The organism is Blastococcus sp. TBT05-19, from assembly GCF_003319095.1.
Lineage (GTDB): Bacteria > Actinomycetota > Actinomycetes > Mycobacteriales > Geodermatophilaceae > Blastococcus.
Window position 1 is genome coordinate 55,091 of record NZ_QOHI01000001.1, and the last position, 14,210, is coordinate 69,300.

The following is a 14,210-nucleotide window of genomic DNA, read 5'->3' on the forward strand; positions in this document are numbered from 1 at the left end:
ATGTCGGTACCGACGGTGTCGAGAACCGGTCCCGGAACGCGCCGTCCCCCGTCCGTCGCGTCCCTCCCGTCCCACGCGTGCGGGAAGCTCACGCGCTCTCGCCCTGGTCCACGCCGGCGGGCGGGAGGGCGTCGGGCGGGGCGTGCGCGCGCACCCGGTTGCGCCCACCGCGCTTGGCGGAGAAGAGGTGCAGGTCGGCGGTGTCGAACAGCGCCTTCCAGCCGAGGACGGGGTTGGGCTGGCCGGCCGGGACGGCGGGCGCCGTGGCCACCCCGATGCTCACGGTGACCGCTTCGGAGAGCGCGAGGTCGCTCCAGTCGGCCTCGGCGACCGCCGAGCGCAGCCGCTCCATGACCGCCATCGCCTGCGGCTCGGCCGCCGTCGGCAGCACGACGAGGAACTCGTCGCCCGCCCAGCGGTAGACCTCGTCGCCGGTGCGGCTGTGCTCGCGCAGCAGGTCGGCCACCCGGCGGAGGACGGCGTCGCCCTGGGTGTGCGAGGCCTCGTCGTTGACCTCCTTGAACCTGTCGACGTCGACGACGGCCAGCGAGAGCGGCTCCTCGCCGAGGCGGAGCGCGCCCAGCCGGCGCTCGGCGCTGCGCCGGTTGCCCAGCCCGGTGAGCGGGTCCTCGAGCGCGTGCCGCCGCAGCACCGCCGCCTGGCGCTCGGCCTCGCGCAGCCGGCTGCGGCGGACGAACATCTCCGCCCACATCTCGCGCCCGCGGGCGTGCGCCCGGCCGGTGTCGGCGCGGTAGGCCTCCAGCCAGTGCAGCGCCTCGGCGGGCCGGCCGAGGTCGGCGTTGTCCTGCCCCAGCTCGAGCAGCGCCTGCCGGTACCGGCGCCGGTCGCCGGTCGCGGCGAAGGCGCCCGAGGCGTCGACCAGCAGGTCGATCGCCTCCTCGCCGAGGACGACGTCGCCGTCCCGCTTGGCGACGGCGGTCAGCAGCCGGGCGAGGACGAGGTCGGTGTAGCCGCGCAGCCAGACGCCGGCCTCGCGCTGCACCGAGCGGCGGACGCGGCGCAGCGGGCCCAGGGCGTCGTCCAGGTCGCCGCCGCACATCAGGGCCCACGCCTGGACGACGTCGAGCAGGTCGGCCTCGGCCTGCTCCGGCCGCCAGTCCAGCTCGCGGGCCGCCGACGCCCGCACCAGCGCCTCGCCGGCCAGCTCCTCGGCCCGCTCGGAGTCACCCCGGCGGCGCAGCGTCTGGGCGAGCTCGACGTGCTGGCGGGCCGAGAGCAGCAGCAGCCGCCCGTGGTCGCCGACGTCGGGCAGCGCGGCGGCGACCTGGTGGCCGAGGGCGGCGTGCGCGACCGCGAGCTCCTCCAGGTCGAGGCCGGAGAGCGTGAGCGACAGCCAGCGGTGCGCCTGCAGCAGCGCGCGGGAGGGCTGGGCGGCCTGGCCGTCGGTGAGCAGGCTGGCGTCGACGGCCAGGAGCATGGCGTGGTCGAGGTGGTCGGCGACCACCTCGACGTGCGCCAGGTAGGCCATGAGCAGGGCGGTCTCCGACGACACCGGGCAGCGGTCCAGCAGGTCGCGGGCGGCGGAGACCTCCTCGGCGCTGCGCTCGGGCTCGCAGGCCAGCTGGGCGCGCCGGGCGGCGAGCGCGTGCCGCCAGGCGGTCCAGGACGGGTCGTCGGTGCCGGCGAGGACGGGGGCGGACTCGTCGAGCAGGTCCAGGAAGCGGGCGGGGTCCTCGGCCTCGCTCGCGTCGAGCAGGCGCCAGAGCGCGGCCTGGAGGACGCCGGGGGCGACGCGGGCCGGGCCGGTGGTCACCTGCTCCTCCACTCGCGGGTCGGCGGCCGTCGAGGGCCGGGTGTGCCGGTGGCGAGGGCGGTGCGCCGGGCGGGACGTGCGCCTCGTCCCGTGCGCACTACCCTCGTCGGATGCCCGGGAAGCCACCCAGCTCGTCTCCGACGCGGTACGTCTACCTCGGACCCGAGGGTACCTTCGCCGAAGCGGCCCTGAGCAGGGCGATTGCCACGGAGGAGGGACCCCGCTCCCCCCGCCCGAGTGTCGCCGCCGCGCTCGCCGCCGTCCGGTCGGGTGACGCCGACGCGGCGCTGGTCCCGCTGGAGAACTCCGTCGAGGGCTCGGTGCCCGCGACCATGGACGGGCTGGCCGATGGCGAGCCCCTGGTGATCACCCGCGAGGTGTTCCTCGAGGTGGCGTTCGTGCTCGCCGTGCGGCCGGGCACCGCGCTCGCCGACGTCCGCTCGCTGGGCAGCCACCCGCACGCGCTGGCGCAGACCGGCCGGCGGCTGGCCGAGCTGCTGCCCGACGTCGCCCCCATGCCGATGACGTCGACGGCGGCGGCCGCGGCCGCGGTGGCCGCGGGCGAGGTGGACGCAGCCGTGTGCGCGGCGATCGCGGCCGCCCGCTACGGGCTGGAGTGCCTCGTCGACGACGTCGCCGACACCGCCGGTGCCGTCACCCGCTTCGTGGTGGTCGAACGGCCGGCCCCGCTGCCCGCGCCGACCGGGAACGACAAGACCTCGCTGGTCGCGGTGGTGGGCGACCGCACCGGCGCCCTGCTGGACCTGCTGCGCGAGTTCGCCGTCCGCGGCATCAGCCTGACCCGCATCGAGTCGCGGCCCACCCGGCAGCGGCTCGGCGTCTACTCGTTCTCCATGGACTGCGAGGGCCACGTCGCCGAACCGCGCGTGGGCGAGGCGCTGGCCGCGTTGCACCGGATCTGCGACGACGTGCGCTTCCTCGGCTCCTACCCGCGCGCCGACGACCGGGAGAACCGGCCGGTACCGGCGGAGTCGACCGACGCCGCCTTCGCCGACGCCGAGCAGTGGCTGGTGCGCCTGCGCGCCGGCGATCTCTGACCCCGACGGCCCGGGAACGCCCACCGGAGGGGCGGCGCCGCTACGCTCCGCCGCCGTGACCGCCCTCCCTCTCTCGCCCCCGCCGTCCGTCCTGCAGCAGGACCCGGCGGCCCGTCGTCGCGCGGCGATCGAGCTGGGCGTGCTGCAGGGGGTCTACCTGCTCTTCCTCGTCCCGTGGTTCGGCATCGTCGTCGCCGGCGCCATGGGGGCCGGGAGCTCGGGCTCGCTGCTCGCGGTGCTGCTCTTCTTCGTCTGGGCCGGCTACCCGCTCGTGGCGCTGATCACCACGGTGGCCGCCTGGGTGCTGTTCGCCACCGGCCGCACGGCTCCGGCCCGGTGGGTGAACCGGGTGCCGCTGCTGTGGGTCGTCCTCGGCAGCGGGCTGCTGACCTGGGTGTTCCTCGCGTCCTGATCAGCCGAGGCGGGCGCGCAGCTCCTCGACGACCGCCCGTGTGACCGGGACGTCGACCCCGTGCCGGTCGGCGGCCCGCAGCACCGCGCCGCCGATCGCCTCCAGCTCCGTCGGGTTGCCCTCGTCGGCGTCCCGCTCCATCGAGGAGCGCATCCCGTCCGGGAGCGACCAGGCGAAGTCGCGGGTGGCGGCTGGGTCGGGCGCGGCGCCCTCGGCCGCCGCGACCGCGGCCACTTCGGTGATGACGGCGGTGAGCTCGGCGCCGTGCTCCGCCCGCACAGTTCCCAGCGGCGCCCCGGCGCGCGTGGTCAGCAGGGCCATCGGCGCCAGGAAGCAGAGCTTGTCCCACAGCAGGCCGGCCTCGTCGGGGCGGACGGCGGCGTCCACCCCCGCTGCGGAGAGGGCGCCGGCCAGCTCCTCGGCGCCCGGTGCCAGCTGCACGGCGACGAGCTGCCCGTCGTGCCGGATCACGCCGGGGGTGGGACGCGAGGCGAACACCCGGATCGTGCCGGCCACGACCCGGGCGGCCGGGTAGCGCGTGTGGAGCGCGGCCATGTGCTCGACCCCGTTGAGCAGCGGGACCACGACCGCGCCGCCGAGCACGTCGGCCGGCACGCGGTCGAGCGCCTCGTCCAGCGAGGTGGCCTTCGTGGTCACGAGCAGGACGTCGACCGGCTCGGTCAGCCGCTCGGCGCCGCGGACCTCGGCGGTCAGCTCGCCGAAGCGGTCGCTGGTCAGCCGCAGGCCGTGCGCGTCGACGTGCCGCGCGGTCTCCTCGCGGGCCAGGCAGGTGACGGTGTGCCCCTGCCGGGCGAGGAGGACGGCGAGCAGCCCGCCGACGCCACCGGGTCCGAGCACGGCGATCCGCAGAGAGGTCACGACGGCATCCTCCCCCCTGGCGGGGGCGGTGCTTGCCCGGCCGGGTGCCGGACCGGATGCTCTGCGGCATGAGCCGCTCGCGCCCGGTGCTGCTGCTGATCGGTGCCCTGGTCGGCGCGGGGATCGTGTGGGCCGCAGGGCAGGTGGCCGGCTACGACGGCCGGAAGCACATCGACCTCGCCGGGTGGGCGGAGGCCGACGACGCCTGGACGCGGGAGATGATGCCCGGCGCCCGGTGGGCCACCGACGAGCTGTGCAGCGACGAGCTGCCCTGCGACCAGGCGGTCACGTCGGAGACCCTCACCATGTACCGCTTCGACGACCACGCCGACGCCGTCGCCGCCGCTCGGGAGTTCGCCGGCGAGGCCTACAAGTCCGGCTGGATCGTCGTCCGCTTCGAGCCGGGTGCCTTGAGCCGCGAGGAGCGGCAGGCCTTCGTCGGCGGCCTGGACTGCATCAACGTCGGCGTCACCGAGGACGGCGTGGAGTGCTGATCAGCTCACCGTCGCGCCGCTGAGCTCGCGCTCGCGCGGCTGCTCGACCGGCCCCTTCGCCAGCGTGCTCGGCCACCAGATCCGGTCGCCGATCAGGTGCACCAGGGCGGGCACGAGCAGCGACCGGACGACGAAGGTGTCCAGCAGCACGCCGAAACCGACCAGGAACCCGAGCTGGGTGAGGATCACAAGCGGCAGCACGGTGAGCGCGCCGAAGGTCGCCGCGAGCACGAGGCCGGCGCTGGTGATGACCCCGCCGGTCACGGCCAGCGCCCGCAGCACGCCGTCCTTCGTGCCGTGCCGGAGGGACTCCTCGCGGGCGCGGGTCATGAGGAAGATGTTGTAGTCGATCCCGAGCGCCACCAGGAAGACGAACCCGATCAGCAGCACCTGCGGATCGCTGCCGGGGAACTGGAACAGGTGGTCGAAGACCAGGGCGCCGACGCCGACGGTCGACAGCACGCTCACCGCGACGGTGGCGACCAGCAGCACCGGCGCGACCACGGCCCGGAGCAGCAGCGCCAGGACGATCGTGATGACCAGCAGCACCAGCGGCACGATCACCAGCAGGTCCCGGGCCGCGGTGTCCTGGGTGTCCAGGTCGCTCGCCGTCGAGCCGCCGACCAGCGCCTCGGGGTCGACCTCGCGCACCGCGGTCCGGAGGTCGGCCACGGTCTCCTGCGCCTCGGTGCTGTCGGGGGCGTCGGCGAGGGTGGCGTCGAGGCGGACCAGTCCGTCCACCTCGACCGGCTCGCCGGCCCGGCCGGGCGGGCCCTCGCCGGTGAACGGCGCTACCTCGCTGACGCCGTCCACCCGGCCGGCCGCCTGGGCGACGGCCTCCCAGTCGCCGGCCGGCGTGATGATGACCGCAGGGCTGGCGCCGCCGGCGTCGAAGTGCCGCTCCAGCGCCTCCTGGCCGGTGGCCGAGGGGGAGCCGCCGCGGACGGCGTCGGAGAGCGCGAGGCCGTCGGCGTCGAAGGTGGGGGCGAAGGCCGCCATGACGGCGAGCAGGCCGAGGCTGCCCACGAGCACCCGTCCGGGGCGGCGGCCGACCGTGGTCGCCACCCGCTCCCAGCCGCGGCCGTGCGCGTGCTCCGAGCCGTGCTTCGGGCGGAAGGGCCAGAAGGCGGCCCGGCCGAACAGCACCAGCACGGCGGGCAGGAAGGTGAGCGCGGCCAGCACGGCGAAGCCGATGCTCACCGCCGAGATCGGGCCGAGCCCGCGGTTGCTGCCGAGGTCGGAGAAGAGCAGGCAGAGGACGCCGAGGACGACCGTGGCGCCCGAGGCGACGATCGGCTCCCACGACTGCCGCAGCGCGATCCGCATCGCGGTGAAGCGCGACTCCTCCAGGCGCAGCTCCTCGCGGTAGCGGGCGACGAGCAGCAGGCCGTAGTCGGTGGCCGCGCCGACGACGAGGATCGAGGCGATGCCCTGGCTCTGCCCGTTGACCGAGATCCAGCCCTCGCGCGCCAGGAAGTAGGCGATCGCGGTGGAGGCGACCAGCGCCATGCCGGCGGTCCCGATCACCAGCAACGGCAGGATCGGGCTGCGGTAGACGACCAGCAGGATGACCAGGACGACGCCGAACGCGGCGAGCAGCAGCAGGCCGTCGATGCCCTCGAAGCCCCCGGCGAAGTCGGCGAACGTGGCGCCCGGTCCGGTGACGTGCGCCGTCGTGCCCTCCACGGCCGGGACGCCGCGGAGCTCCTCGACCAGCGCGGGCAGCTCGTCACCGAGGCCGGGGTCGAGGGGGAGGAGGACCTGTGCTGCCTCGCCGTCCTGCGAGGGGATCGGAGGGGAGGCCTCACCGAGGAGCGCGTCGGCGCCCTCGGCGATCCGCACCGCCTCCGCCGTCCGGTCGGCGATCTCGCCCAGCTGCCCCTGGTCGAGGGCGCCGTCCTCGCTCTCCCAGAGCAGCACCACCGGGAGGCTGCGCTCGGTGGCGAACCCGCGCTGGAGCTCGGTGACCTGCGTCGACTCCGCGCTGTCGGGCAGGAACGCCGTCGAGTCGTTCTCCTGGACCGAGCTGAGCTTGCCGCTGAACCCGCCCAGCGGACCGGCGAGCCCGAGCCAGAGCAGGGCGACGATCGCCGGGAGGAGCCAGCGGAGGGCGGAGGAGCGGCGAGGCATGATGTCCCTTGGTGGTCGAATATCTCGATCGTCGAGAGATTACCCCGTGCCGGGGTCCGGCGTGGAGGGAGGAGCTGCATGTCCGACGAGGGAGACCTCGAGCGGCGGGAACTGGCACTCCTCCTTCGCCGGCTGAACGTCGAACTGGATGCGGTCACGGCGAGGTTCGCCGAGGTGCACGGCCTGAACCGCACCGACGTCCGGGCGCTCGTGGCAATCATGGACGCCGCCCGGCGCGGGGAGGCGCTCACCGCCGGCCGGCTGGGCGAGGCCGTGGACCTGCGCTCGGCCTCGGTCACCGCGCTGGTCGACCGGCTGGAGAAGGTCGGCCACGTGCGCCGGGTGCGCGACCCCGAGGACCGCCGGCGGGTGGGCCTGGAGATGTCGGAGTCCGCGATGGTCGCCGGAGCGGAGCACTTCGGCGGCCTGGCGCGCGACCTCACCGCCGCGATGGACGGCTACACCGACGAGGAGCTGGCCGTCGTGCGCCGCTGGCTGGAGGACATGACCGCGGTGATCACCCGCCACAACCGCGCCTGATCGCCGTGCCCGGCGCGTGGGTGTGCGCTGATCGGGGTGATGTGGGCGGGATGAGCGCACAGTCGCGGCAGGGCGCCTGCGCGCTACAGGTAGAGGCCGGTCGATTCCTCGATGCGCTCGGCGGCGACGGCGTGCACGTCGCGCTCGCGCAGGATGATCAGGTCCTCGCCGTGCACCTCGACCTCGTGCTGGTCCTCGGGGGAGAAGAGCACCTGGTCGCCGAGCTTCACCTGACGCACGCTCGGGCCCACGCCCTTCGCCTCGCCCCACACCAGCCGCTTGGCCACCTGGGCGGTCGCGGGGATGAGGATGCCGCCGCTGGAGCGCCGGTCGCCGTCCTCCTTGCGGAGCGCGACCAGGATGCGGTCGTGCAGCATCTTGATCGGCAGCCTGCCGGCGTTGTCCTCGGGCACGTCGGTCAACGCTACCCGGGCCCGCTCGCCCCTCAGGCGCCCGGCGGCAGCAGCGGGCGACCGTCGGCCTCCCAGGCCACCATCCCGCCCTCGAGGTCCACGACGTCGGTGTAGCCGAGCTCGGCGAGCGTGACCGCGGCGTCGGCGCTCATGTTCCCCGACCGGCAGTAGAGCGCCAGCGGCGTGCTGCGGTCGGCCGGCAGCTGCGCCTGCTGCTGCTCGATCCGGTCGAAGGGGATGGCGGCGTCGGTGCCCTCGATCGACCCCTCGTCGGGCACGTGCACGTTGACGACGAACGCCTCGTCGCCCGCGATGACGTCGGCGAACGCGGCCGGGTCCAGCAGGGTGGCGGGGCCCGCCGACGAGGGGGCCGCCTCGGTGCTCCGCGGGTCGCCTGCGCAGCCGCCGGCCAGCAGAGCCGTCGCGAGCAGGGCGAGGGTCGTGCGTCGCAACCGGGGCATCCGCCGAGCGTAGGCGCGCACGGTCAGCCCCAGCCCAGTTCGTGGAGGCGGTCCTCCTCGATCCCGAAGTGGTGCGCGATCTCGTGCACCACGGTGATCGTGACCTCCTCCACCACGTCCTCGGCCGTCTCGCAGATGTCGCAGATGGCCTCGCGGTAGATCATGATCCGGTCCGGCAGCGCCCCGCCGTACTCCCAGCCGCGCTCGGTCAGCGCGTAGCCCTCGTAGAGCCCGAGCAGCTCGGGCTCCTCGGGGTTCCGGTCCTCGACCAGGACGACGACGTTGTCCAGCAGCGCCATCAGCTCGGCCGGCACCTCGTCGAGGGCGTCGGCGACGAGCCCCTCGAACACCGGCAGCGGCAGGGGGTTCACCAGCTGGTCGGCAGCGGCCGGCCCTCTTCGTAGCCCGCCGAGCTCTGCACGCCCAGGACGGCCCGCTCGTGCAGCTCGTCGACGGTGCGCGCGCCCGCGTAGGTGCACGACGACCGCACGCCGGCCACGATCTGGTCGATCAGGTCCTCGACGCCCGGGCGGGCGGGGTCCAGGTACATCCGGGACGACGAGATGCCCTCCTCGAACAGCCCCGCGCGCGCCCGCTCGAAGCCGCTCTGCGTCGCCGTCCGGGCCTTGACCGCGCGGGCCGACGCCATGCCGAAGGACTCCTTGTAGAGCCGGCCCGTGCCGTCCTCGTGCACGTCGCCGGCGCTCTCGTAGGTGCCGGCGAACCAGGAGCCCACCATCACGTTCGCCGCACCGGCGGCCAGGGCGAGGGCGATGTCGCGCGGGTGCCGCACCCCGCCGTCGGCCCACACGTGCCTGCCCATCGAGCGGGCCTCCGCGGCGCACTCCTCGACGGCGGAGAACTGGGGCCGGCCGACGCCGGTCATCATCCGGGTGGTGCACATGGCGCCCGGGCCGACACCGACCTTGACGACGTCGGCACCGGCCTCGATCAGGTCGCGGGTGCCCTGCGCGGTCACCACGTTGCCGGCCACGACCGGCGCGGAGCCGGCCACCGAGCGCACCGCGCGCAGCGCCTCGATCGCCTTGTCCTGGTGCCCGTGCGCGGTGTCGACGACCAGCACGTCGACGCCCGCGGCGAGCAAGGCCGACGCCTTGCCCGCGACGTCGCCGTTGATGCCGACGGCGGCGGAGGTGAGCAGGTGCCCGTCCGCGTTGACCGCCGGGGTGTAGATCGCCGAGCGCAGCGCGCCCTTCTTCGTGATGACGCCGACCAGCCGGTCGCCCTCGACCACCGGGGCCGCGCTCACCCGCTCGCCGGAGAGCACGTCGAAGATCTTGGGCAGGTCGGTGCCGGCCGGGATCGTCAGCGGCTCCCGCGTCATCACCTCGGACAGCTGGGTGAACCGGTCCACGCCCTGGCACTGGCCGTCGGTGACGACGCCGACGGGGGAGTCGCCCTCGACGACCACCACGATCCCGTGCGCGCGCTTGGTGAGCAGCGACAGCGCCTCGCCCACGGTGGAGGTGGGGGAGAGGGTGATCGGGGTGTCGTAGACCGGGTGGCGGGTCTTGACCCAGGAGACGACCTCGGAGACGACGTCGACCGGGATGTCCTGCGGCAGGACCGCCAGGCCGCCCCGGCGCGCGGCGGTCTCGGCCATGCGCCGGCCGGAGATCGCCGTCATGTTGGCGACGACGATGGGGATGGTCGTGCCCACCCGGTCCGGCGTGGTCAGGTCGACCTCGAGCCGGGAGCCGACGGTGGAGTGCGCCGGGACCATGAAGACGTCGGAGTACGTCAGGTCGTGCGCCGGACGCGAGCCCTCGAGAAACCGCATGGGGCCCATTGTCCCCGACACCGCCACCTCCGCCGAGCCCGCGCCACCTCGGCACCCCGGGGCCGCGGAGAAGCCGAGAGGGCGCGAAGCCGGCGCCCGAGGTTCGGCAACTCCTGCCCGGGCGGGACGAACGGTCGTGCACGATCGGATCGCTAGCGTCCCCGGCATGAGGAGTCGTGCGGTCCTGGTCGCCGCCCTGGGGGCGCTGCTGGCCGGCTCCCTGGGAGCGGCCCCCACCGCGACGGCCGACGTCGACAAGACCGGCGCCCGGGCGCTCACCACGCAGACCGCGCCGATGGTCCCCGGGCAGTCGGCCTGGCTGTCGGTCGTGTGGACCGCCGACCGGAACGCAAGCAATTGGTCGACCACGGTCACCGCGCCGCCCGGCGTCACGGTCACCTACCCGACCACCCGCGGCGGCTCGGACACCTCGCTGTACGGCTCGGACACCCTCGTCGGCAGCACGCGCGACTTCACCGCCTTCAAGCTCTCGGTGCCCTACTCGCAGACGTCGTCCTTCCCGATCACGCTGACCTCGACCTACACCGACACCTGCGGTGACAACGGGCAGTGCAAGGAACAGGGCATCGGCAACGACGACAAGGCCCGCGACCACAGCACGACGGCGACGGTCACCGTCCCCGTGCAGCCGGCGACCGGGCCCGCCTTCACCCAGGCGACGTCGACCCTGACGGTCGCCGCGGGCAGCAACGACTTCTCCGACATCGCCTTCACCGGCGGGCAGGCCGACCTGGCCGACTTCACCGTGCGGTTCGGCGCCCTGCCCCCGGGGCTGGCCGTGGCCTACCCGGGCGACGCGCCCGCCAGCCGGCCCTCGCGGGGCGCCGCGCTGACCGGCGGCACCACCGACCACGTCTCCGTCCGACTCGACGCCACCGCGCTGCCCCCGGGGAGCTACACCGTGCCGCTCGTCATCACCTACACCGCGGCGGCCCCGCGGACCGTCCCGGGGACGGTGACCCTTGTCGTCCGCTGAGCGCGCCCGGATCGGGGTCGCCGCGGCGCTGCTGGCGCTCGTCGCGGGCTGCGCCGGTCAGGCGGAGGCCGAGGCGCCTGCCGCGGCGAGCAGCAGCCCGGCGCGGGCCGCCGACGACACCACCCGGCGGATCGCCGAGGTGGAGTTCGTGCGCCAGTGCACGATCGCCTCGACCAGCTTCGTGGACGAGGCCGACATCACCACCGACCTCGACGCGCGCCTCGCGGCCGCCGGGTTCAGCCACCAGGAGTGGAAGGACTGGCACGACGCGCTGGTCGACTCCCCGGAGCTGGTGGAGCAGTTCGCCGAGATCAGCGCCCCGGGGTGCCCGGGGGCCTGACTCAGCCGGCGGCGAGCGCCGGCTGCTCGTCGGTCGTGAAGCCCACCCGCGGCATCACCGTCCAGCGCGGGGTGCGGCGGGCCAGCGCCGCGACCAGCCCGCGCAGCCGGAACCAGGCGTGCACCTGCCGGTACCCGATGTTCTCCACCACCGCGGCCACGACGAGCGCGACCAGGTCCCGGCCCCGCCGGTAGCGCCGGTAGGTGAGCACCTCGACCGCGATCGCCGTCGTCGACAGCAGCGTGCCGACGGCGAGGGCCAGCCCGATCATCACCGCGGCCACGCCGAGGTCCAGGATGCCGAGCCCGGCGGCCAGCGCGACCGACGCGAGGCCGAGCACCTCCACGACCGGGCCGAGCAGCTCGAACACGAGGAAGAACGGCAGCGCCATCGTGCCGACCGCGCCGTGCCGCGGGTTGCCGATCATCCGGCGGTGCTTCCACAGCAGCTGGGCCAGGCCGTGGGACCAGCGCCGGCGCTGACGGCCCAGCACGCCCAGGGTCTCGGGCACCTCGGTCCAGCACACCGGCTCGGGCACGAAGACGACGCGGTGCGGCGCCCCGACCCGCTGCTGGTGGGCCAGCATGCTCACGACCAGGTCGGCGTCCTCGCCCAGCGACCGGTGGTCCAGGCCGCCGATCTCCACCACGAGGTCGCGGCGGAACAGCCCGAAGGCGCCGGAGATGATCAGCAGGGCGTTGGCATCGGCCCAGCCGGTGCGGCCGAGCAGGAACGAGCGCAGGTACTCGACGGCCTGGATCCGGACCAGCCACTTCTTCGACAGGCGGGGCTCCACCACGGTCCCGCGGTCGACGAGCGCACCGTTGGCGGCGCGGATCACGCCACCGGCGGCGATGACGTTGGCCGGGTCCTCCACGAACGGCCGGGCGACCCGCAGGAGGGCGTCCTCCTCCAGCAGTGAGTCGGCGTCGAGCATGCACACCAGCGGGTGGCGGGCGTGGTTGAGCGCGGCGTTCAGGGCGTCGGACTTCTTCCCGACGCTGGTCTTGCGGATGACCACGAGCGGATCGCCGGTGGTCGCCCGGTGGACCGACAGGATCTCGCCGTCCACCGGCAGGTCCGCCGTGCGCCGCGGGTTGATCGGGGCGAGCCGGTAGCGCTCGGCCACCAGCTCGAACGTCCGGTCGGTGGACCCGTCGTCGACGAGCACCACCTCGAGGGCCGGGTACCGCTGGCCGAGCGCGGCACGCAGGGTGTCGAGGATCCCGGCCTCCTCGTCGTGCGCGGGGATCAGCAGCGAGACGGCGGGGGTGATCGGGCTGGCGAAGATCTCGCCGTGCCCCTCGGCGCCCTTCCAGTGCCGCGCCTCGGCGACCCGGCGGGCGCCCAGCAGGACCAGGGTGAACATGACCGCGTCCAGCAGCAGCGTGTAGCCGAGCACGGTCCAGCTCGCGCCGAGCACGATGTCGGTGAAGAGCTCGTTCACGCGGCACCCACCGGCTCGGCGCGGCGCACGGCCGGGCCCAGCTCGTCGAGGGCCGCGCGGGCCACGGGTGCGGCGGCGCCGGGACCGGTGGCCACCGCCTCCAGCGAGGCGCGCCCGTCGGCCCCCAGCGCGGCCAGGGCGTCGGCGCACGCCGCGCGGACGGCGATGTCCTCGGCGGCGAGGCCGGCGAGCAGCGGGATCGTGGCGAGCGGGTGGCCGATGCGGCCCAGGGCCTCGGCGCTGGTGCGCTGGAGTCCGGGGTCGGGGGAGTTGGAGAGCGCGTCGACCAGGGGCTCGGTCGACGTCGGCGAGCCGATGCGACCCAGCGCGGCGGCAGCGGACCGGCGCACGCCCAGGTCCTCGCCGGCATCGCGCACCAGGGCCTCCAGCAGCGGGGCGGCCGAGGGGTCGCCGTGCACGCCCAGCAGCTCGGCGACCAGCCCGCGGGCGACCTGGTTCCGGCCGGTCAGGGAGTCGCGGAGCACCGGCAGCGCGGTCGTGCCGAGGTCGAGCAGCGCCATGCCCAGGACGCCGGAGGGCAGGGCCCGCTCGCCGTGGGTGGCGCGCAGCAGGGGGCCGACGGCAGCGGGGTCGCCGGCCTTGCCCAGGGCGCGCGCGGCGGCGCAGCGCACCTCCAGCGACCGGTCGTCCAGGAGCTCGACCATCGCGGCGATGTGGTCGGTGCCGGCGGCGGACCCGAGCAGGGCGACGGCCCGGCCGCGCCGCCAGGACTTGCGCGCCGTGAGGTCGGCCACCGCGCGGGAGACGACGCCGCGCTCGGCGAGCAGGTCGCGGAGCGTCTGGCGGTCGCTGCCGCGCAGCTGGGGCAGGAGCTCGAGCACGATCTCGTCGAGGTCGGCGGGGGCGCCGACGACGTCGGGCAGGGGGGCGCCGTCGACGGGGTCGTCGTCGAGGACGGCGTGCACCAGCGGCATGAGCTCGCGCTTGCGGCGGTCGTCGCGCGCCGACCGGCGACCGCGCAGCAGGTGGGCGGTGGCGACCATGAGCAGCAGCGCGATGATCAGGGCGGTCACCGCCGCTCCTGCGAGCAGCACGCCGCCGACCGGCCCGGTCATCCGGAGACGCTGCCCGGCGGGAGGGCGGCGGTGACGCGGCTGACCAGCTCGCGGGTGCTGAAGGGCTTGGCGACGAAGTCGGTGGCCCCGGCGGCGAAACCGCGCTCGAGGTCGGGCTCCTGCGCCTTGGCGGTCAGCAGCAGGACCGGGGTCCGGGCGAGGTCGGCGTCGATGTCCTCGCGGAGCGCGCGGCACACCTCCAGGCCGTTCATCCGCGGCATCATCCAGTCCAGGACGACCAGGTCGGGGCGCAGCTGGCGGGCGGCGGCCAGACCGGCCTCGCCGTCGCGCTCGACCGACACCTCCAGGCCCAGGCGGCCGAGGCGGAACGCGACGAGGTCGGCGATGACGGGGTCGTCGTCGACGACGAGCACGTGGGTCATGGGGC

16 protein-coding genes are annotated in these 14,210 nt (G+C 75.1%); 6 read left to right on the forward strand and 10 right to left on the reverse strand.

The genetic code is table 11. The features are described 5' to 3' along the window. Positions 1-88 precede the first annotated feature (88 nt). Positions 89-1,774 (reverse strand): diguanylate cyclase, encoded by a 1,686-nt coding sequence (locus tag DQ244_RS00265; RefSeq protein WP_113810549.1) that lies wholly within the window; start codon positions 1,772-1,774, stop codon positions 89-91. A 110-nt stretch (positions 1,775-1,884) separates the two neighbouring features. Here DQ244_RS00265 and pheA point away from each other — a divergent pair, with 110 nt between their 5' ends. Both pheA and DQ244_RS00275 read left to right on the forward strand, forming a co-directional pair. Continuing rightward, entirely contained in the window at positions 1,885-2,832 is a 948-nt protein-coding gene (gene pheA, locus DQ244_RS00270; protein WP_113809504.1) for a prephenate dehydratase, read from the forward strand. Between the two features lie 55 nt (positions 2,833-2,887). Continuing rightward, on the forward strand, positions 2,888-3,244 hold the full coding sequence (locus DQ244_RS00275; RefSeq protein ID WP_113809505.1) for a hypothetical protein: 357 nt from the start codon (positions 2,888-2,890) through the stop codon (positions 3,242-3,244). Here DQ244_RS00275 and DQ244_RS00280 read toward each other — a convergent pair whose 3' ends face one another. Continuing rightward, on the reverse strand, positions 3,245-4,123 hold the full coding sequence (locus DQ244_RS00280) for a ketopantoate reductase family protein (RefSeq protein WP_199580087.1): 879 nt from the start codon (positions 4,121-4,123) through the stop codon (positions 3,245-3,247). Between the two features lie 68 nt (positions 4,124-4,191). Here DQ244_RS00280 and DQ244_RS00285 point away from each other — a divergent pair, with 68 nt between their 5' ends. Then, positions 4,192-4,617, forward strand: coding sequence for a hypothetical protein (locus tag DQ244_RS00285; RefSeq protein WP_147251429.1), 426 nt, complete (start codon positions 4,192-4,194; stop codon positions 4,615-4,617). On the opposite strand, the gene DQ244_RS00290 is transcribed toward DQ244_RS00285, so the two are convergent. After that, positions 4,618-6,747: an MMPL family transporter gene (locus DQ244_RS00290; protein ID WP_113809507.1), complete on the reverse strand. Its 2,130-nt coding sequence runs from the start codon at positions 6,745-6,747 to the stop codon at positions 4,618-4,620. It abuts the gene before it with no gap. A 78-nt stretch (positions 6,748-6,825) separates the two neighbouring features. Here DQ244_RS00290 and DQ244_RS00295 point away from each other — a divergent pair, with 78 nt between their 5' ends. Beyond that, complete coding sequence (locus tag DQ244_RS00295) at positions 6,826-7,287, forward strand: MarR family winged helix-turn-helix transcriptional regulator (protein WP_113809508.1); 462 nt, start codon at positions 6,826-6,828, stop codon at positions 7,285-7,287. An 83-nt stretch (positions 7,288-7,370) separates the two neighbouring features. On the opposite strand, the gene DQ244_RS00300 is transcribed toward DQ244_RS00295, so the two are convergent. Genes DQ244_RS00300 through DQ244_RS00315 form a run of 4 tightly spaced genes read right to left on the reverse strand, consistent with a single transcriptional unit; the run spans position 7,371 to position 9,962 of the window. Next, complete coding sequence (locus DQ244_RS00300; protein ID WP_233491076.1) at positions 7,371-7,700, reverse strand: co-chaperone GroES; 330 nt, start codon at positions 7,698-7,700, stop codon at positions 7,371-7,373. Between the two features lie 32 nt (positions 7,701-7,732). After that, a complete protein-coding gene (locus tag DQ244_RS00305) occupies positions 7,733-8,161 on the reverse strand; it encodes a rhodanese-like domain-containing protein (RefSeq protein WP_113810551.1) in 429 nt (142 codons plus the stop codon). 23 nt (positions 8,162-8,184) lie between these two features. Beyond that, positions 8,185-8,532: a metallopeptidase family protein gene (locus tag DQ244_RS00310; protein WP_113809509.1), complete on the reverse strand. Its 348-nt coding sequence runs from the start codon at positions 8,530-8,532 to the stop codon at positions 8,185-8,187. Continuing rightward, positions 8,529-9,962: a GuaB1 family IMP dehydrogenase-related protein gene (locus tag DQ244_RS00315; protein WP_113809510.1), complete on the reverse strand. Its 1,434-nt coding sequence runs from the start codon at positions 9,960-9,962 to the stop codon at positions 8,529-8,531. Before DQ244_RS00315 ends, DQ244_RS00310 begins: the two co-directional genes overlap by 4 nt. Before the next feature lie 166 nt (positions 9,963-10,128). Between DQ244_RS00315 and DQ244_RS00320 the strand changes: the two genes are divergently transcribed. Together DQ244_RS00320 and DQ244_RS00325 are read left to right on the forward strand one after the other, a co-directional pair. After that, positions 10,129-10,959, forward strand: a complete 831-nt coding sequence (locus tag DQ244_RS00320; RefSeq protein WP_113809511.1) for a hypothetical protein — start codon at positions 10,129-10,131, stop codon at positions 10,957-10,959. Further along, positions 10,946-11,299, forward strand: a complete 354-nt coding sequence (locus tag DQ244_RS00325; RefSeq protein WP_113809512.1) for a hypothetical protein — start codon at positions 10,946-10,948, stop codon at positions 11,297-11,299. The genes DQ244_RS00320 and DQ244_RS00325 overlap by 14 nt, the downstream gene beginning before the upstream one ends. 1 nt (position 11,300) lies before the next feature. Here DQ244_RS00325 and DQ244_RS00330 read toward each other — a convergent pair whose 3' ends face one another. The 3 genes from DQ244_RS00330 to DQ244_RS00340 are packed head-to-tail and all read right to left on the reverse strand — an operon-like array spanning position 11,301 to position 14,205. Then, entirely contained in the window at positions 11,301-12,746 is a 1,446-nt protein-coding gene (locus DQ244_RS00330; RefSeq protein WP_113809513.1) for a glycosyltransferase, read from the reverse strand. Next, positions 12,743-13,822 (reverse strand): HEAT repeat domain-containing protein, encoded by a 1,080-nt coding sequence (locus tag DQ244_RS00335; RefSeq protein WP_113809514.1) that lies wholly within the window; start codon positions 13,820-13,822, stop codon positions 12,743-12,745. The genes DQ244_RS00330 and DQ244_RS00335 overlap by 4 nt, the downstream gene beginning before the upstream one ends. Next, positions 13,819-14,205, reverse strand: a complete 387-nt coding sequence (locus tag DQ244_RS00340; protein WP_113809515.1) for a response regulator transcription factor — start codon at positions 14,203-14,205, stop codon at positions 13,819-13,821. Before DQ244_RS00340 ends, DQ244_RS00335 begins: the two co-directional genes overlap by 4 nt. Positions 14,206-14,210 lie beyond the last annotated feature (5 nt).

Bases quoted from the DNA above. Each gene is read 5' to 3' on its own strand.
- pheA (WP_113809504.1), top strand. From the start codon at position 1,885: ATGCCCGGGAAGCCACCCAGCTCGTCTCCGACGCGGTACGTCTACCTC.
- DQ244_RS00285 (WP_147251429.1), top strand. From the start codon at position 4,192: ATGAGCCGCTCGCGCCCGGTGCTGCTGCTGATCGGTGCCCTGGTCGGC.
- DQ244_RS00290 (WP_113809507.1), bottom strand. From the start codon at position 6,747: ATGCCTCGCCGCTCCTCCGCCCTCCGCTGGCTCCTCCCGGCGATCGTC.
- DQ244_RS00295 (WP_113809508.1), top strand. From the start codon at position 6,826: ATGTCCGACGAGGGAGACCTCGAGCGGCGGGAACTGGCACTCCTCCTT.
- DQ244_RS00305 (WP_113810551.1), bottom strand. From the start codon at position 8,161: ATGCCCCGGTTGCGACGCACGACCCTCGCCCTGCTCGCGACGGCTCTG.
- DQ244_RS00315 (WP_113809510.1), bottom strand. From the start codon at position 9,962: ATGCGGTTTCTCGAGGGCTCGCGTCCGGCGCACGACCTGACGTACTCC.
- DQ244_RS00320 (WP_113809511.1), top strand. From the start codon at position 10,129: ATGAGGAGTCGTGCGGTCCTGGTCGCCGCCCTGGGGGCGCTGCTGGCC.
- DQ244_RS00335 (WP_113809514.1), bottom strand. From the start codon at position 13,822: ATGACCGGGCCGGTCGGCGGCGTGCTGCTCGCAGGAGCGGCGGTGACC.
- DQ244_RS00340 (WP_113809515.1), bottom strand. From the start codon at position 14,205: ATGACCCACGTGCTCGTCGTCGACGACGACCCCGTCATCGCCGACCTC.